This is a genomic window from Haladaptatus salinisoli (assembly GCF_020614375.1).
In the GTDB taxonomy this organism is placed as follows: Archaea; Halobacteriota; Halobacteria; order Halobacteriales; family Haladaptataceae; genus Haladaptatus; species Haladaptatus salinisoli.
In genome coordinates, this window is the sequence record NZ_CP085327.1 from 214,803 (window position 1) to 231,683 (window position 16,881).

Here is a 16,881-nt window from a genome sequence, read left to right on the forward strand (position 1 = left end):
CGAGTTGCGACTCGGCGGTCGCGCCGCCGGTCTCCAACACGCTCGACCTCCGAGTTCGTCTCGTTCATCGCGACCCCCTTCACGGTGTTATCAGACCGCGTATCTAAACCGCGCTCCCTGCCACCCTTTAACGGTTAGATGGCTAACACGGTAGCTGTTTTGGTCGTTGAATCACACTACTCGATGCGTTTCGGCATCGGTACCGTACAGCGGGCGCGTACTCGCCACCAACGGGGTCGATTTACCACCGAGGTAAAACCCCACACGGTCGTAGTGACCGGCGATGCAGTCCCCAGGGAAGAAACGAGTCGTCGTCACCGGTGCGAACGAGGGAATCGGCTACCACATGCTCACCGCGCTCCTCGAGGACGGTTACCGAGTAGCCGGACTCGACATCAACGGGGAACACGTCCAGTCGCTTCGCGAAACGCACCCCGAGCGAGTACGCTTTATCGAGTGTGACGTGACCTCGGATGCCGACGTCGAGGCGGCGGTCGGGGAAATCGTCGACGAGTGGGGTCGGATAGACGTCCTCGTCAACAATGCCGCGATACTGGACTTCGGATTCTTCGAGGACCAGACGCTCGCGGACACGAAACGCGTGTTCGAGGTGAACTACTTCGGATACGTTCGGACGATTCGGGCCGTCTTACCGCACATGCGGGCTCGGGACGAGGGAATCATCCACAACGTGGGGTCAGGCGTCGGGCGCGTCGGCAACCCGGGGCTCTCCGGGTACGCTTCCACGAAGGGCGCGATCGAATCGCTCACGCGCTCGCTGCGGCTCGAACTGCGACACGAGAACGTGGCGTGTACGATAATGCACCCTCGACTGGCGAAGACTCGGTCGGCGACTACGCTCGGCTATCCGAAGTCACAGATGAGCGACCCGGAGTACGTGGGTCGCAAGCTTGCCGGGAAGATCGAATCGACCGTCCCGTCATCTACACCGACTGGGCGACGAAGATCGGACTGTCTCTCGCTCAACGGTTCCCGTACCTCGTCAGGAAGGGCACGGAGCGGTTCTTGGAAGAACGCGAGGGGACCAGAGAAACGTAGCACGAGCGTCGTCACACCCTCTCCTATTCCAGCGGTAACTAGATAAAACGACGTCTGCTTCACACGATTACCGACCGGATGATCTTCGCTTCCGCCCGCCGAAGATGATCTCCGATCGTTCCCCGCGAAAGTCCAAGCTCGGTGGCTAAGTCGCGCTGTGTCGCACGACGAGGGATGTCGTAGTATCCTGCGGCGAGTGCTGCCCGGAGGATTTCTTTCTGTCGGTCGGTGAGTTGCCCCGCCGGGTCACTCCCGTCCGGTTGATACTCTCCTGCGCGTTCGAGAGTCACGTCTACTTCGTCAGGAAATCCCGCGATCAGTTGCTGAAGGGCTGCATCCTCACCAAAGAGCGTGACTCGCAACCCATCATCAGTCTCCTTCATCGGCCAGTCGATGCTGATCGCTTCGGCATCGATACGCTCGAGAATAGCGCTTTCAAATTCGTCAGGCTCGTAGTGCATATACGCCAGCCACGTCTCACCACCTGTCACAGTGCAAGAGATGATCTCCGGAATCTCGTCTTCTATCGTCGCGAGCTTATCAGCATCGCCTCTGAACCGAGCGACCCCAACAACGGTCCCATCGTCGAGAAGATTGACGTAGTGTATCGCTTCCTGTGTCGCTACGAGCGTGCCATCGATCCAGACCTCCCTCGGATCGTTGACTCCCCGCTGCATCTGCCGGTCGTTCTTCGACCGGATGTATTCTTCCAGTGCTATGACGACGGTTATGTATCTCATTACCGTCGATTTTATACACTCGGTCGCACTGTTCGGTCCCTCTCGAATCGTGTCCCAGGATGAAGCGTTATTGCCGCCATCGTACGAGGATGTAAGACCGTAGCCAGTGATAAAGATAGCGTGCATGCTCGGCGTTAACCCCGAGGATACGCGGCCCCTCTCCCTCCTCGATGGAGAATCGAAATATCCGCACGTGGAACGCGAAAGCGACTGTATTGACGATCCTCGGCGCTATCGTGGCGCTACTCGGAATGTTATGGTTGGTTCAAGGCCTCGGAATCGTCCGGATAGGTCCCGTTTTGTGCGTCGCAAACTGCGAACCGATCACCGGAAGATCGGTGCAGTGGACGGTCATCGGCGTATTAGCCCTGTTCGTGGGAATCGTAATCGGCAGGGCGGGGCTGAGACGCACAAACCGATGACGGTTCCTACCGGAGTCCGCACCACGAGCGCTAGCGGCTTCGAAAAGACGTCCTCTGCCACTACTGGTCTGCTGAACGTATCCTCTCTTCTAGGAGGTCGCGGTGTAAGATAGAGCGTGCCGGGGTGATGGTGTGCAACCCTTTTACCGCCAGAACGCTTCTTAAACGGCGATTGAAAGGATGAAGACCCAATACTACACGGCAACGAGCATCGACGGTTATCTCGCCGATGAGGATAACTCGCTCGACTGGCTCTTCCAGTTCGGGGAAATCGAGGAGATCGAGGGCGCGAAGGACGACTACCCACAGTTCGTCGATCAGGTCGGTGCCTTGGCCATGGGCTCAACGACGTACGAATGGATACTCGAACACGATAACCTTCTAGAGGACCCGGAAAAGTGGCCGTACGAGATTCCGGCTTGGGTGTTCAGCACTCGGAAATTGCCGGTGGTCGAAGACGCGGACATTCACTTCGTGCAGGGCGACGTTGCGCCCGTCCATGCTGAGATGGCGAAGGCTGCAGATGGCAAGAACGTCTGGCTTGTCGGCGGTGGTGACCTTGTAGGGCAGTTTCACGACCACGGTCTACTCGACGAGATTATCCTCAGCGTCGCTCCAGTCACGCTCGCTTCGGGTGCACCACTATTGCCGCGCAGGATCATCGATCCGCCTCTGAAATTAACTAACGTTGAAAAGTATGGTGAGGTTTTTGCGGTTCTAACCTACGAGGTACAATATTCCGGTGGGGGGTAGCCAACGGAACTTCCCTTCCTCTCTCACTAACGACAAGCGGAGGCGGGATGCCCGTCGATCAGTATCGTTTAGGAATGAAGCGAGGGAAAACGATCGATATTTCCCCGTAAACCATCCCGTTAGAGACAGAGCGTCACTCCGTAGCGACGGAGTGCGATATTTCGTGGCAGACTATCGATGGCATTTTTATCATTCGAGCATCTCAGAATGGGGAGTGCACGCTCCTATTTTGCTAGTTGATTCCGAGACGGCGTCACTCCTATTTCTGATAGCTTGATGCATCGGACAGTAGTAGAATAGTAGATCGATAGTGATCCTTTTGAGCTTGCCCCAAAGTCGAGCAGTGTATTCGCTTCAGTTCCTTCATGAGCCCATTGACGCTACAGGAATTGGTTATTTGCGCGGAGATTATTCGCCCCGGCGAGTTGCATCCCTCTAGTGGCGTTGTCGCGGCCGTGGTTGCCGACGATGGTCCAGTAATCGCTCGTACCCTCGCTATAGATCGGCCGCGCCGTTCCTTTCATCATCGAGCCGGTCACGAGGGCATGACGGACATCCGATCCCCATATCGCTCGCCCTCCCAGCGATCGGATGGTTGCAGACACGTAGAGTTCGTAACAATTTATCGCTCGGACACCGACACCGCCCTGTGCGATCTCACCTTCAACACGAATCGTGTCGTAGAAGTTTGCAAAGATACCATTGGAATTGCTTCCGAAGTTCTGAATCAGTGCATCGACCCTGGCATCGTATCCTTCGTTGTGTAGCGCGATTCCGTGTCCATCGACAGCCTGAATTGATGCATCACAGTACACGCGATCGGCTTTTGCTTCGACTGAAATACCGGATTGCCCGCACTGCTGTATCACTCCCGAAATCCGTAAGTCGGAAATGCGGTTCCCGGTGCCGGGATCATCCGTGACGCGGATGCCGTGTTCAGCACAATCGTTGATATTTGTCGCAAGAAATGCGTAACCGATATTTCCTGCCGTCGTCGCTTCTGCCTCGTGATGGATGCGAATTTCATTGGCATGGATCGGTGATGAGAGGGTTCCACCGATGATAGAGATTTGTTCGATCGTGGTGTCGAAAACGCCGATCGCAACTGCATCATCGCCACTCCGGATCTGGGGATTGGCGACGGTGATCCGCCGAACATCGTAGATATGGAGTCCATCAAGTCCTGAGCCGAGGGCCGGGTCAGAAAGCAACTCGGGTCGGGAATCGACCGTCAGGTTTTCTACCGACGCTTGGTCGAAATCCCGAATCTCGAAGAAGAAATCGCTATTTTCGAAACCGGTGCTGTCCTGGATACGAGCGAAGTCACCTCCGGAGTTCGGGTCGCCAACGAGTCGTACTTCTTTTGGCGTATTCGCTGGGAAGTTTTGCCCAGATCGATTTGCGTCGAACGTTCCACCGTCGATCGTAATGGATCCATTAATAGTCCATTCGATCATTTGGTCGTTCATACCATCCGCCTTTCTCAGCGTATGGGGTCCAGCCCAGAGGTAGAGGTCTGTCTCGCCAAAATCGTACCGGAGCGGTTGCGTGAGTTCGATATTGGCTCCGTGGGCGACCTCCGTGTTGCGGTGTACCGGTAGCGAACGTATCGAGTGCCGTTCGAAGTTCTGCTTCAGTCGTCGCTATATCGAATGTTCGATTGATGGCAGCGAGGTTTGCCTGTTGCGTTGCCGTGATAGTATCTGCGGTAACCTCAGTTGTTTCCGACGATATCTCGGTGCTTTGGCCTGCCCATCACCTCTGGCTGGATGCTTCCGCTTCGGTTTTTCTGAATTTCGCCCGGATGATCTTCGTCGAGAACACGGCTTCTTTAGATCCGAGGGCTCTGCGTATTCGATCATCTCAAATTCGTCGACGAGAAGCTCTGAAAGCTCCTGATCTGCCTCTGCTTTCCCCTCTTGGGAGAACTCTACGGGAGATTCTATCCGCGGTGTCTTGAGTGATTGAAGGACGGGACGATCGTTTGCGTCAGTTTGGGTTACTCGAATCCAGGTCATGATCCAGCAATATATAGTCTCTGAATATCTTAATATTATTTCATAAAATAAGTATGTATCGTCTGGGATTCTAGATTCAAGGACTGATTCGATTACGGATCAATAGCAACACGGAGCATTAACGATAGTAATAAGCCCGAACTCTGAAGGTAGCGCAGAAGAGATTACGTCGACTACAGCACACAGTTGGATGTTCAAAGCATCCCAAGTTAGACACGCCAAGGGTACCTCCACCCAACAGGGTGGCCTCGTTCAGACGCGTGCTGGCCGTGCGCAGTTCACGAACGCCGACGTTAGTATCCGTTACGGTCGTCTCGTCAACCGCGACATTGTCCGTTTCGTGTAGAACGGCTCCGAATCCCCAATTTCGAACTGTAAGATTCTCTATTCGAACGTCGGTTGATGCGGTGAGTTGGGTTGGCTTCTCACGGCAAACGACAGGGTTGACAATAATGGCTGTTACCTCGGTATGAATGACGGCGTCACATCCTTCGTGGCATATTATTATCAGTCATCAATAAGTGCCTTTGCGATAATTTGGTGCTTGCGAATCACACCACAGCGGCGACCCGCGTCATACAGCATGACGAACTCTCAAGTTGGAGCGCCCAGTCAGTTATAAGGAACTCGACGCTCTCGGCGAGATGCAGATCGTCACGAATCGTGATGAGCGCTGCAGGATTTGGGAACCACCGGAAGAGAACCTGAAAACAAGTTCCAGAACCTCTTCCGTGACTCGCGCTCACAACCGTTCGCGCTCACCCGCGGCAACACCATGGGCCAAGCGGCCACCGATACCACGTGGAGCGAAGGGCCGGCCGAAACACCACCAACAGCCACCCACTCGCCACGGAACCGCTCACCGGTACCGTCCACTCGGTTTGCGAGGCACCGATGCACACCACAGACCTCGAACCGATACAGCCGACCGACGCCGTCGAACTGTACCTCGACGAAAAACGCACCGAACTCTCGAACGCCACCATCTACAGCCACTCATCGCGACTCGGCCACTTCCTGCGATGGTGCGATGAATAGGACATCGACAATCTGAACACGCTCACCGGGCGTGACCTGCCCCGCTACAAACTCTGGCGACGCAACGAAGGCGACCTGCGCCCGGCCACCGTGAAAACCCAGAAGGATACTCTGCGCGTATTCATCCGGTGGTGCGAAGCCGTAGATGCCGTCACGCCCGACCTCTCGATGAAAGTGCAACCACCGAGTCTTGCCCCCGGCGAGAACGCCCGGGACGTGATGCTCGACACCAAGCAGGCCGACGCTGTCATCGCGTACTTGGAGAAGTACGAGCACGCGTCGCTCCCCACATCACCCTCCTCCTGTTGTGGCACACGATGATGCTACGCGGTTTCTGACGATAACGCCCGGCACAGCCACCGACGCTCGTGACCGCGAAGCTGACCCTGCCTACCAGAACCTGACCGGGAAAGGGACGTTCGCCGTGGCAGACCATGTCCATGTGTCGCCCGAGGAGGCTGAGTTCTACGACCCGGCGAAGGACGACGACCAAGAACACGAAGACGACGCATGAGACGCCGTAACTATCGGCGATAGTATCGTGACCGGTAATGTGGATAGCGCGTGAAAGTGTCGGAGTGCCACACCAGCGAGACCGTGGTGAACCCCGCGACCGGTGATTGGTTTCAGTGTATGTGCTGAATACAGCGCGCGTATTCAGCCCTAAGCAGACAGACGCCCTTCAGCCGGTTAGTAGGGCCCTTCTAACAAAGTGGATAGAGGCCATAACTGGTTAACACCGTATAATACAGGAACACGACAATATGTCAAGTCCACCTTCAGTAAAAGAGCCAGTCAATAGTTGTAGTAGTTTTTTATATGCAGTATTTTTAAATGTAATGTATCAATGGGAAGAACTGATTACTGTCCATAAAAAACGTTGTAAGAGTCTGTCTTGGTGGAATCCTCTCCGATGGCTTTGCACATTATTTTACTATGTCATTCACATTGCTAACATCATTTTCCTAACTTTAATTTTCATAGTTGCGTTTGTAACATGCGTACTCATACACGGTCTCGACTTTGAGGACATCGTAGGCGTTCCACCGGAGATTCCACCGGTGGAACCTGAGGAAGAAGAGCCTGAGGAGGCAGAGCCTGAACAACCGTTCCTCCTGAGACGACTTCGGGAACGAACACAGAAACCACGGGATGTAGAAAAGACACCAGAGACACCGGCACGTACTCGGTCCGACTGTCCGCACTGTCTCGCTAGCGCCATTGCACTCATTGGAATCGGAGTATACGTTCTTCTCCGGGAACTCACTCGTCAGAAGTAAGCCTATCAGGTGATTTTGTCACTGACCGATTCACACGCACGGACAGTCTAACGGTTATTTCACCCTGGATGTGGAGAATAGAAGGTCGTTCCGTTGCGGAATACATCCTCTGTATTCAGCACGATGTTTGTGACAGATATTCGTACCTCGGTGAACCGCTGCAAGATACAGGGCACGTACCGGTTACGTGCCAGTCGTCATCTGGCGGAGAACAGAGTGGTAGACACCATTCCTTTTAGTGGGAGTGCACAAAGTTCACCATTCGAACTTTCCGAGTGCTAAATCCACCTTCCGGAGTACAGCCCCGTCCTGGTACGTCATTTGAGCGGTTTGAATGAATCGACTCAGCTCACCATGCCGCGGCCCCCAGTGAGCGACCTCAATTCCGAGTTCCTCTTCCAACACGTACGATGCACCGAAGCTGCCCAGTGACGCGAGAATCAACATAGCAACCCACCCAGTCGGAGCGGTGAGGATTACAAGCGCAACTGGGAGCGACGAGTACAGAGTGTACGCCGGGAGGTTGTACAGGATACCGGTTTTCCAGTTGAGTAGATACGCTGCAAAGCCGTACAGTCCGAGTAGGAGTCCGAGGTCCCCATACCAAACCAGTGCACGGGGAGCCGCGTCCAGCGACAAGAAATAGACGTTGAGGGCGATTGTGTTCGTGAACACGGTGACTCGGCTCACGTAGTGTTTCTCGACGGCAAACCCGACGAGTAGGAGTTCAAGAACTGGGAGGTTATGTCCGAACGCTCGGACAAGCGCGTCAATTATCATATTCTGGCTGATTGCTCATATGATATAGTAATTTCTGGGGACGAACCTGTCGCCGCTCTACGCTTGTGACCCCATCCAGATTAATATCCAAGACGAGTCAGACCTGGACCACACGTCTCACCACAGTGAGCATGGGACGTTCGTCAAGAGCATTGAGGACGAAGCCGGCAATGAGACCGGCCATGACCGATATATCTTCTCTATTCAGCACGCCAGTTCTATCAGTCATTGATGGTTTTAACAGAGCCACCAGCGATGCTATCCGTGGGTGATGAAAAGCACTGGTGGAATGGCCGGTGGCGACGATACGTTTATGCGGCCATCTCACGTTTAGCTCTCTGCAAATCGAGGGACGGCACCGATGGCAACCCGCAGCGGGTTCAAATCAGCTGGAAAACGCAAGCGGGAGTATATAAGGGGTGTACGCGCGCCTATTGGATTTGGATGGTGACGCAGCAGGATGGGCGCTGCAGGATTTGAACCCGCGGCAACTTGGTCCGAAGCCAAGCACTCTGTCCAGACTGAGCTAAGCGCCCTCGGGTGCCCATTGGTCAGCCGTCGTAACTCCCGCCCTCCGGGAGTTTCCGGCGTTCCACATCCAAACTGTGCTTAGCCATGTTTATAAAACTCTCTATCTCTACCTACCGTTTCCACTAGTCTGCTACTGGTTGCCGATGCACGGGCGACCGTCCGGTTGCGAAAATCGCACGTCGCTTTCTCGTCCGACGCAAAGGCTAAGATGTTGGTCTGCTAATGTATCTCCGATTCTGTTCGAGCCGGCATTGTTCCGACCACGCTCCGCGAAAATCGGGTGACAACATGGCACACTACGAACGGCAGCGATTGACCCAGCCGACTACCCGGCGGTGGATGCGGGAAAGTATTCTCAGCGGTCTCGTCGGCGGATGTTGATGACCATCGCGGGACTCGCCTTGCTCAGCGTCTTGAACGAGGCGGAGTTCGGTATCGTCGATCCGCTCGGTGCGGTGGCAACGATCCTTCTCGCGCTCGCACTCTCGACGTTGTACGCGAGCGAGCGACGCTGGTTCGGCCGCCTCGCGAAGGTTGGCTTCGGACTCCTGAGCGTCGGCTGGATCGTAGCGACCGTGGCGCTCCCCGTGGCAATCTACGGCCCGGGGGTGGCATTTCTCCCGTACCTGCTCGGGGCGCTCGTCGCCATGATCGGCGCGCTCGCGTTCGGCATCGCAGCGCTCCGCACCGACGCGGCGACGGTGCCGCGTCGTGGCGCGTGGCTCCTCGCCGCTGCGCTCCCGTTCGGCCTCCCGTTCGCGTTCGGCTTCACTACCTACGTGATGGGACAGGGGGCGGACCCGTGGGCCGGGCCGATGCTCCTCTACGGACCCGCCTGGATCGTTATCGGGCGCTCCCTACGGCAGCGTCTGGGCGAGGTGCCGGCGACCGAACCGGCACCGCGATAGAACTGCCTTTCACCGACGGGGAGAGGACTTTCAATCCATTTATACCGGGTGGCCCGAGTACGTCGCCGTATGGCTATCGACGGGCGCGCGAAGGGACTGTTCGAACTCACGCGCCCGGGCAACGCGTTCGCGGCGGGGGTGCTCACGTTCATCGGGGCGTTCGTCGCCGGCGGCGTCTTCGCCGATTCGCGATTCGTGAGAGTGGTCGCCGCCGTGCTCGCGACGTGGTTGGCGACCGGCGCGGGCAACGCCATCAACGACTACTTCGACCGGGATATCGACCGAATCAACGCTCCCGACAGACCCATTCCGCGCGGTGCCGTCTCGCCGAGAGGGGCGCTCGTGTTCAGCGTCGTGCTGTTCGCCGGAGCGACGGTTGCGGTGCTCGCCCTCCCCCCGCTCGCCATCGCCATCGCGGTGGTCAACCTCCTCGCGCTGGTCGCCTACACGAAGTTGTTCAAGGGATTGCCGGGCGTGGGGAACGCCGTGGTCGCGTATCTCGGCGGGAGCACGTTCCTGTTCGGGAGCGCGGCGGTCGCGGTCGGAGCCGGAAACGCCGGCGCCTCGTTCGGTGAGATTCGCGCCGCCGGGGTCCTCTTTCTGCTGGCCGCGCTATCGACGTTCACGCGCGAAGTCGTCAAGGACGTGGAGGACATGGCGGGCGACCGCGAGGAAGGCTTGAACACGCTCCCGTTGGCCATCGGTGCGCGACCCGCCATCGCCGTCGGCGCGGCCTTCCTCGTCGTCGCCGTGGCGGCGAGTCCGCTCCCGTACTTTTGGGAGACGTTCGGCGTCGCGTACCTCGTCGTCGTGCTCCCGGCGGACGTCCTCATGCTCTACGCGACGTACGAGAGCGTGAACGACCCGACCGCGGGCCAACGTCACTTGAAGTACGGCATGTTCCTCGCCGCTATCGCGTTCGTCGTCGGCAGGGTCGCCGCGCTCCTGTGACCTCGTCCGATGAGCAGGGTAGCAATCAAAAAGAATATAAGTGGCTCCCTGGATATTAATCCCAGATGACATCGGGGGAGAACGTCGACACTCCTGTCAGTGTCCCCCGCGTCCGTCACGTCGCCGCGAGGAGCCATCATGTACAACATAGGTGATACGTTCTCGGGGATGGAAGTCGATCCGGGGACGAATCTGCTCATCGCAGGACCCCCGATGACGGGAAAGCGGAACCTCGCGTTCGATATTCTCGCCTCCGGCGGACGAACCGGCGACGGCGCAATCGTCGTGACGACGAAAGACAACGGCGAGCAAGTGCTCACCGAGTACGAATCTCGACTCGACGGCTCCACACCGGCCGTCGGCGTCGTGGACTGCGTCTCGAAGCAGCGTGGGATGACCCCGCGCCGCGTCGACGGCGTCGAGTACACGTCCTCCCCGGTGGATATGACCGGAATCGGTATTCAGCTCTCGGAGAATCTCCAGCGGTTCTACGACGCCGGCGTGCGGACGAACCGCATCCTGTTCAACTCGCTGTCGACGCTCCTCATGTACTCGAACCTCCAGACCGTGTTTCGATTCCTGCACGTGTTCACGGGGCGGGTCCAGAGCGCGGAAGCGCTCGGACTGTTCGTCATCGACTCGACCGCGCACGACGACAAGACGATGAGCACGCTCCGGCAACTGTTCGACGGAGAGATAGCGGTTCGAGAAGCGGAGAAGAACCGGTCCGAGGCGCGAATAAAAGGCGTCGGCCCGACGAGCGATTGGCGACCGCTGTAAGCCGAGAGAGGCGACACGCCGGGTCGTCCGAAATCTTTTGCGCGAGCGTCGCATCGTCTCCACCATGCCACTCGAACGCGACGACGAACTCCGAGACGTCCTCGAACTCGACACCGTGGCGGTCGTCGGTTGTTCTTCGACGCCGGGAAAGGACGCGCACGAGATCCCGAAGTACCTCCGCGAACACGGCTACGACGTCATCCCGGTCAACCCGTTCGCCGACGAAATCTTCGGTCGAGAAGCGTACGACTCGCTCGGGGACGTGGACGAGGACGTCGATATCGTGGACGTGTTCCGCCCGAGCGAGGAGGTGCCGGAGATCGTCGACGCCGTTCTCGACCGGGACGACGTCGACGCGGTGTGGCTCCAGTTAGGTATCCGCGACGACGAGGCGGCGGGACGGGCCGAGGCGGCCGGAAAACGGGTAGTCCAAGACCGCTGTATGAAAGTCGAGCATCAGCGATTGATGGAGTGACGACCGAAGCCGGCGACGTGGTTCAAATTCTCGAGTCGTTTGCGGTACGGCAACTGTGGCGAGTTACGAGATCGGATTACCCGCCTGCGAGGATACGTCAGTCATCACGGCACTTTCGACAGTAGCCGTCTTCGAGGTAGATGGAGAGTGCCGATTTTCCACAACCAGAACACTCCGTGATAATTTTGGTGTGATTATCTGGGTCAGTGCTCTTCGCCATACGGATTATGAACTAGTAGCTTTCCTATTAAAGGTATTTTACACCAAGTGACGGGTCAACGAGAGGGGAATGAACCGTCGGAGAGCGCCGCGGTCGCGGCAGCGTCACCGCTTCGGCTTCCGCGCGGAGACGCGGGGCGTTCGTGCGTTCTCTCTCTCTCGTCACGAACTCCACTCTTCGAAGGAGCGGTAGATTCCTTTCGAAAGGTATCGCTCGCTGGAGTCCGGGAAGATGGTGACGACCGAGTCGGCGGGTGCGTCGACCTCGCCGTCGCGGATTCTCTCGGCAATTCTCCGGGCGGCGACGCTGGCCGCGCCCGAACTGGAGGCGACCAAGTTACCCTCCTCGCGCGCGAGGCGTTTCAGTTCGTCGTGAGCGGCGCGATCCGACACCTGGACGATTTCGTCGACGAGGGCGGGGTCGAACAGTTCGTTCGTCGTCGGGTCGTGCGTTCCGATTCCTTCAATCTTGTACTCCTCCTCGTCCACGTCCGCGCCCACCGTCTCCGAGTAAAGCGACCCTTCGGGTTCGACGGCGACGACGTAAGTGTCCGGATCCCGCTCGCGGGCGTACTTCGCCATGCCCATCAACGTTCCCGCGGTGCCGCACCCGGCGACGACGGCTCCGACGTCGCCGTCCAGCGCCTCGTATATCTCCGGCCCCGTCGTCTCGTAGTGCGCCTCGACGTTAAGCGGATTGCTGAACTGCTGGGGGACGACCGCGTTCTCGGTCTCCTCCGCGAGCTGGTGAGCGCGTTCGATGGCCCCACCCATCCCGTCCTCGGTCGGCGTGTTGATGACCTCCGCGCCGAGCGCGCGCATGAGCTGCTGTTTCTCGACGCTGAACCGCTCGGGCACGACGAAGACGGCGTTCACGTCGAGTTGTTGCGCCGCGATGGCGAAGCCGATGCCCGTGTTTCCGGCGGTCGGTTCGACGACCGTTCCGCCGGGGACGAGGTCGCCGCGTTCGAGCATCAGTTTCACCATGTACAGCCCGATGCGGTCTTTCACGCTCGCGCCGGGGTTGAACGACTCTAACTTCGCGTACACCGGCACCTCGTCGGGTGCGGCGTGGACGCGGACGAGCGGCGTTCGCCCGACGGTGTCGAGCACCGAATCGAGCGGCTCCCGATGTGTCGTCATGCGCGAGAGAAGGAAGGCGGGGCTGTTAGTCGTTGTTATGTGGACGCCTCCGTCGTCTCGTCGTCCGCGTTCGGCTCCCCCTCCGCCGTCCCGCCTTCCGCGCTCTCGGTCTCCGCACCGTCGAGGACGCTTTCGACGTCGATTCCTCGTTCTTCGGCCAGCGCCTCGACGAGCGCGCGTTGTTTCGCGTTCTCGGCTTCGAGTCGTTCGACGCGCTCGTTCGTCGCCTCCAGCGAGTCGCGGATGGCGAGTACCTGCTCTCGCAGTTCGTTAAGTTTGGCGTACAGCTTCTCCGCGGTGTCGGCTACTTTTTGGATCTTCTTGGCCGTGCTTCCGAGTCCCATGTTCGGGGGATTCGTTCCGAAGTAATGTGATTTTTCCGACTCAAGCGGGGCGCTTAACTCGCTCGCGTGAGTGCCCACCGACATGAGCAAGCGACTCGCGCCGAAACTCGGAATCGCGTCGTCTCTGGCGGTGCTCGTCCTCCTCGCCCTGCCGTACTTTCTCGCTCCCGCGGCCGCGGTCGGCGTCTACTACGACACGATTCCCGTTCCCGTTCACCTGCTCGATACGCTGTTCGCGCTCGTGGCGGTCGTCGCGTTCGGCTCCGGACTTCGGCGGCGCTCCGACCCGGCGACGGTCGCCGGCGTCACGCTCGCCCTCGGGGCGTTCATGGCCGTCGTTACGCTCTGGTGGGCCGTCGTGACTCCCGCGGATGCCCTCGTTGAAGCGGCCCGGATGGACTCCATCGGCTACCATCGCTGGGCGTTTTTCCTCGCGACGCTCGCCGTCACCGCGAGCGCGGGTTGGTACGCGAGGAGCGTGCTGTAGTCCCTCGTTTTCGCGGCTCAGCGGCCTGTTACCCCCGTTCAGTCGGCCTATAACAAAGTGGCGCGACGGCGGAGACCGTTCCGTGTCGCCGGACGCTCACTCCCGACCGTGGTCGCACGTCTCCTTGCCCCTGTTAGTCGCCGTCCTCGGCGTGATGCTCGGCGACGTCGTGACCACCGGAGTGGGGCTGAAACTCGGACTCGAAGAGGGGAACCCCTTCGTCGCGCATCTCCTCGCGGAGGTCGGTATCGCCGGCCTCGTGCTCGTCAAAGCGATCACCGTCGTCCTGTTGGTCGTCCTCTCCGGGTGGACGCGGCGCTCCCACCGAACCTTCCGACTCGGAAGTCTGGTCTACCTCGTCGTCGGAACGCTCGTCGTCCTCTCGAACGTCGTCGCCATCGTGACCGTCGGCTAGAGACGACCGGCGGCAAGGGGACGCGGCCGCGACCGTCGCCGTTCCGACGCCGGGTCGACGAGACCCGAAAGGTCCTTAAGGCAGAGTCGGTTAGGTGAAAACGGACTAGGTCGGGCAGTTAGGCCCTGCTCACAACCCGCACTACGGTCTTGAGCGGGGACCGAACTTCGGATGCGTCCGGTCAGACCGGGCCGGGCCCCGGAAGCCAACGCAGAAGCCTCGTCCTGCGGGGACAGCGGTCTGCGACGAACACTCGCAGGGGTGTCTCGTCGCAGTTAACCGGTGGCAATCCGTCAGGCACGGAAGTGAGCAGCGGACCATCGGACATCTGTCGCTCGCAGGATCGCGGGGTGGAGAAGGCAACCGGGATTCCCCGGCCCGGAACGCCGGGCAAATCCGGCCGTCCACCATTCATACCGTCATTTCGTCGGCGAGTCACAACGCTCGAATACGCCACGAGTCGAGCACGCTGGCGACGAACGCCTTCGTCCACCGCGCGCGTTTCTCCGGTTTCACGCCGTCCTGCGTAACTTCGAAGAGACAGGACGGTATATCACGATCCCGTCGCGCCTTGTTGACGAGCATCGGCGCGGTCGCGTACTCGGAGTCGTCCGCGGGCGTCCGAACGAAGTCGTAAATCGGCTCGTACCCGGTGACGAACTCGTCGTTCAGGTATTCGATGGCGCGTTGGACGCTCCGAACGACGCTCTCGTGGTTCGAGTGAAAGACGTTCTGTCCGACGCCCTCGTCGTTCTCCCGTCGCAGGATGCCCTTCGAACTGTGGAGGTCGACGAGCACGTCCGGTTCGTGGCGACGAATCGCTCCCCAAATCTCCCGGGCGAGCGCGTTCTTCGGCGGCGCGCCTATCGGGAACTGTCGGTTCAAGTCCATCTCCCCGGGCCACTCCCGGCGGTGCTGTTCGACCGCCGGCGCGTTCGCCTCCGGGAGTACGACCAGCGTCCCGGCGTCGATCTTCCAGTTTCGAACGTCGTCGGCCGCCCAGTAACCGCTCTCCTCGTTGCCGTGCATCCCGCCGACGACGAACGCGGTCGGGCCGGGCCGCCCCGAACGAATCTCGTACACCGTGGTCTCCTGTTCGGTCCCAGCGCGAATCGTCGACGTGGCGACGGTCGGTTTTAGGTCGCCGCCGCTCGCGGTCGACGTCGGCGTCGACGATTCGGTTCGGGTCGTCGTCGTAACCGCTCCCGCTTCGACGTCCTGCGGGTCGTCTCCGGCGCAGCCGGCGAGCGCGAGGGCTCCCCCGACCGCCCCCGCGGCGGAGAGGAACGCGCGTCTGCTCTCGTTCACGCCGTAAATATAATCGCTCGGCCGACTTCAACGCTCCTCCTCGTCGCTCGAAACGACCGGGCGTCAGTCGCTCGAAACTTCGGCCAACTCGGCGGGGTTGGCGACCTCGACGCCGCCCGTGAGTTGGCGGTGCGGGTAGGGGATGTCGATGCCCTCCGCGTCGAATCGCTCCTTGACGGCGGTGACGTACTCGCCGCGCGTCTTCACGAAGTCGCCCCGCTTCGGGTCGGCGATCCAGAACCGCGACTTGAGACCGACCGCGGAGTCGCCGAGTTCGGTGAGTCGAACCGACGGGTCGGGTTCGTCCAGAATCTCGGGGTGCTCCTCGGCCTCCTCGACGAGGATGTCGGACGCCCGATGGATGTCGTCGTCGTAGCCGATGCCGAAGAGGAACTGGATGCGAAGCTTGTCCTTGGCGACGGGATTCTTGATGACGCCGTCGGTCAGCACCGAGTTCGGCACCGTCAGGAGTTCGTTGTCGAATGTTCGGACGCGGGTCACCCGCAGGTCGATGTCCTCCACGATTCCGGAGTAGGTTCCCCCGTCCCACTCTATCCAGTCGCCGATTTTGAACGGTTTGTCGGTGAAGATGAACACCCCCGCGACGAAGTTGGCGATGATGTCCTGCAGGGCGAAGCCGACCGCGAGCGTCGCGGCGGCGGCGACGGTTGCGAGGGCGGTGAGGAAATCGCCGAGTTCGGCGAATCCGAACGCCAGCGCGACGGCCGTGAACAGGACGATAAAGTGGGCGACTTTACCGAGCGGTTTCCTGACGCTCTCCTCGTAGCCGCGCCTGTCGAGCAGTCGCTCGACCAGCGGGAGGACGACGGCGCGTCCGACGAGGTAGAGGACGACGAACGAGACGACGAAGTAAACGGCCTGCGTCACCAGACCCGCCTGCTTCCCGAAGATTCCGAACCCCGGGAGCGCATTGACCATCAGTGGTACACCGCCGTGTTCCCCCGGGTTTCGACGAGTTCGGCGCTCGCCTCGTCGGCCAGTTCCTCCGCCAGTTCGTCGGTCGAGGTGCCGCCGCGGGCCGCCCGGAGGAACTTCACCTTCACGAGTTTTTCGTTCCGTAGCTGGTTCTTCAGTTCGTCGGTGACCGCGGAGAGTCCGCTCTTGCCGACCCAGACGGTCACGTCGAGGTCGTGCGCTTCCTTCCGCAGTTCCTGTTCGTCCATGGCGAGTGAGTTGCGCGCGATTGCCTTTAAAACTTGCAGCCCGCCG

At 59.5% G+C, this 16,881-nt stretch carries 19 protein-coding genes, 1 tRNA gene and 1 other RNA gene; 12 read left to right on the forward strand and 9 right to left on the reverse strand.

Going from position 1 to position 16,881, the window contains the following annotated elements; translation table 11 throughout:
- Positions 1–283 precede the first annotated feature (283 nt).
- Complete coding sequence (locus LIX00_RS01240; protein ID WP_227354370.1) at positions 284–1,105, forward strand: SDR family oxidoreductase; 822 nt, start codon at positions 284–286, stop codon at positions 1,103–1,105.
- 13 nt (positions 1,106–1,118) lie between these two features.
- On the opposite strand, the gene LIX00_RS01245 is transcribed toward LIX00_RS01240, so the two are convergent.
- The gene (locus LIX00_RS01245) at positions 1,119–1,799 is read right to left on the reverse strand and encodes a helix-turn-helix domain-containing protein (RefSeq protein WP_227354371.1); all 681 of its coding nucleotides are present in this window, start codon (positions 1,797–1,799) and stop codon (positions 1,119–1,121) included.
- Positions 1,800–2,401: 602 nt separating this feature from the next.
- On the opposite strand from LIX00_RS01245, the gene LIX00_RS01250 reads away from it, so the two are divergent.
- Positions 2,402–2,974 carry a dihydrofolate reductase family protein gene (locus LIX00_RS01250; protein ID WP_227354372.1) on the forward strand — a complete coding sequence of 191 codons (573 nt, stop codon included), beginning with the start codon at positions 2,402–2,404 and terminating at the stop codon, positions 2,972–2,974.
- A 380-nt stretch (positions 2,975–3,354) separates the two neighbouring features.
- On the opposite strand, the gene LIX00_RS01255 is transcribed toward LIX00_RS01250, so the two are convergent.
- Positions 3,355–4,443: a hypothetical protein gene (locus LIX00_RS01255; protein ID WP_227354373.1), complete on the reverse strand. Its 1,089-nt coding sequence runs from the start codon at positions 4,441–4,443 to the stop codon at positions 3,355–3,357.
- A gap of 1,443 nt (positions 4,444–5,886) precedes the next feature.
- On the opposite strand from LIX00_RS01255, the gene LIX00_RS01260 reads away from it, so the two are divergent.
- Together LIX00_RS01260 and LIX00_RS01265 are read left to right on the forward strand one after the other, a co-directional pair.
- Entirely contained in the window at positions 5,887–6,030 is a 144-nt protein-coding gene (locus LIX00_RS01260; RefSeq protein WP_227354374.1) for a hypothetical protein, read from the forward strand.
- A 168-nt stretch (positions 6,031–6,198) separates the two neighbouring features.
- Positions 6,199–6,351 carry a hypothetical protein gene (locus tag LIX00_RS01265; RefSeq protein ID WP_227354375.1) on the forward strand — a complete coding sequence of 51 codons (153 nt, stop codon included), beginning with the start codon at positions 6,199–6,201 and terminating at the stop codon, positions 6,349–6,351.
- A 1,214-nt stretch (positions 6,352–7,565) separates the two neighbouring features.
- Here the strand turns inward: LIX00_RS01265 and LIX00_RS01270 are convergent.
- The gene (locus LIX00_RS01270; RefSeq protein WP_227354376.1) at positions 7,566–8,090 is read right to left on the reverse strand and encodes a hypothetical protein; all 525 of its coding nucleotides are present in this window, start codon (positions 8,088–8,090) and stop codon (positions 7,566–7,568) included.
- A 79-nt stretch (positions 8,091–8,169) separates the two neighbouring features.
- On the opposite strand from LIX00_RS01270, the gene LIX00_RS26470 reads away from it, so the two are divergent.
- Positions 8,170–8,322, forward strand: coding sequence for a DUF8139 family protein (locus tag LIX00_RS26470; protein WP_497007346.1), 153 nt, complete (start codon positions 8,170–8,172; stop codon positions 8,320–8,322).
- Positions 8,323–8,551: 229 nt separating this feature from the next.
- On the opposite strand, the gene LIX00_RS01275 is transcribed toward LIX00_RS26470, so the two are convergent.
- Positions 8,552–8,626 (reverse strand) — tRNA-Arg (locus LIX00_RS01275).
- 375 nt (positions 8,627–9,001) lie between these two features.
- On the opposite strand from LIX00_RS01275, the gene LIX00_RS01280 reads away from it, so the two are divergent.
- The 4 genes from LIX00_RS01280 (at position 9,002) to LIX00_RS01295 (ending at position 11,735) form a co-directional block, all read left to right on the forward strand.
- Positions 9,002–9,529 carry a hypothetical protein gene (locus tag LIX00_RS01280; RefSeq protein WP_227354377.1) on the forward strand — a complete coding sequence of 176 codons (528 nt, stop codon included), beginning with the start codon at positions 9,002–9,004 and terminating at the stop codon, positions 9,527–9,529.
- Between the two features lie 69 nt (positions 9,530–9,598).
- Positions 9,599–10,480 carry a geranylgeranylglycerol-phosphate geranylgeranyltransferase gene (locus tag LIX00_RS01285; RefSeq protein ID WP_227354378.1) on the forward strand — a complete coding sequence of 294 codons (882 nt, stop codon included), beginning with the start codon at positions 9,599–9,601 and terminating at the stop codon, positions 10,478–10,480.
- Positions 10,481–10,618: 138 nt separating this feature from the next.
- On the forward strand, positions 10,619–11,260 hold the full coding sequence (locus LIX00_RS01290; protein WP_227354379.1) for an RAD55 family ATPase: 642 nt from the start codon (positions 10,619–10,621) through the stop codon (positions 11,258–11,260).
- A 64-nt stretch (positions 11,261–11,324) separates the two neighbouring features.
- Positions 11,325–11,735 carry a CoA-binding protein gene (locus tag LIX00_RS01295; RefSeq protein ID WP_227354380.1) on the forward strand — a complete coding sequence of 137 codons (411 nt, stop codon included), beginning with the start codon at positions 11,325–11,327 and terminating at the stop codon, positions 11,733–11,735.
- A 381-nt stretch (positions 11,736–12,116) separates the two neighbouring features.
- Here the strand turns inward: LIX00_RS01295 and LIX00_RS01300 are convergent, their stop codons facing one another.
- Both LIX00_RS01300 and LIX00_RS01305 read right to left on the reverse strand, forming a co-directional pair.
- Entirely contained in the window at positions 12,117–13,097 is a 981-nt protein-coding gene (locus LIX00_RS01300; RefSeq protein WP_227354381.1) for a PLP-dependent cysteine synthase family protein, read from the reverse strand.
- 35 nt (positions 13,098–13,132) lie between these two features.
- On the reverse strand, positions 13,133–13,441 hold the full coding sequence (locus LIX00_RS01305) for a DUF5798 family protein (protein ID WP_227354382.1): 309 nt from the start codon (positions 13,439–13,441) through the stop codon (positions 13,133–13,135).
- A gap of 82 nt (positions 13,442–13,523) precedes the next feature.
- On the opposite strand from LIX00_RS01305, the gene LIX00_RS01310 reads away from it, so the two are divergent.
- The 3 genes from LIX00_RS01310 to ffs all read left to right on the forward strand — a co-directional run bounded on the left by LIX00_RS01310 (position 13,524) and on the right by ffs (position 14,753).
- The gene (locus LIX00_RS01310) at positions 13,524–13,928 is read left to right on the forward strand and encodes a DUF7548 family protein (RefSeq protein ID WP_227354383.1); all 405 of its coding nucleotides are present in this window, start codon (positions 13,524–13,526) and stop codon (positions 13,926–13,928) included.
- 82 nt (positions 13,929–14,010) lie between these two features.
- On the forward strand, positions 14,011–14,343 hold the full coding sequence (locus tag LIX00_RS01315; protein WP_227354384.1) for a DUF5658 family protein: 333 nt from the start codon (positions 14,011–14,013) through the stop codon (positions 14,341–14,343).
- Between the two features lie 98 nt (positions 14,344–14,441).
- Positions 14,442–14,753: signal recognition particle sRNA (gene ffs / locus LIX00_RS01320), an RNA gene on the forward strand.
- A 25-nt stretch (positions 14,754–14,778) separates the two neighbouring features.
- On the opposite strand, the gene LIX00_RS01325 is transcribed toward ffs, so the two are convergent.
- From LIX00_RS01325 to LIX00_RS01335, 3 genes are all read right to left on the reverse strand, one after another.
- Positions 14,779–15,651 carry a succinylglutamate desuccinylase/aspartoacylase family protein gene (locus LIX00_RS01325; protein WP_227354385.1) on the reverse strand — a complete coding sequence of 291 codons (873 nt, stop codon included), beginning with the start codon at positions 15,649–15,651 and terminating at the stop codon, positions 14,779–14,781.
- A 63-nt stretch (positions 15,652–15,714) separates the two neighbouring features.
- Positions 15,715–16,590: a mechanosensitive ion channel family protein gene (locus LIX00_RS01330; RefSeq protein WP_227354386.1), complete on the reverse strand. Its 876-nt coding sequence runs from the start codon at positions 16,588–16,590 to the stop codon at positions 15,715–15,717.
- The gene (locus LIX00_RS01335; protein ID WP_227354387.1) at positions 16,590–16,835 is read right to left on the reverse strand and encodes a YhbY family RNA-binding protein; all 246 of its coding nucleotides are present in this window, start codon (positions 16,833–16,835) and stop codon (positions 16,590–16,592) included. Before LIX00_RS01335 ends, LIX00_RS01330 begins: the two co-directional genes overlap by 1 nt.
- Between the last annotated feature and the right edge of the window lie 46 nt (positions 16,836–16,881).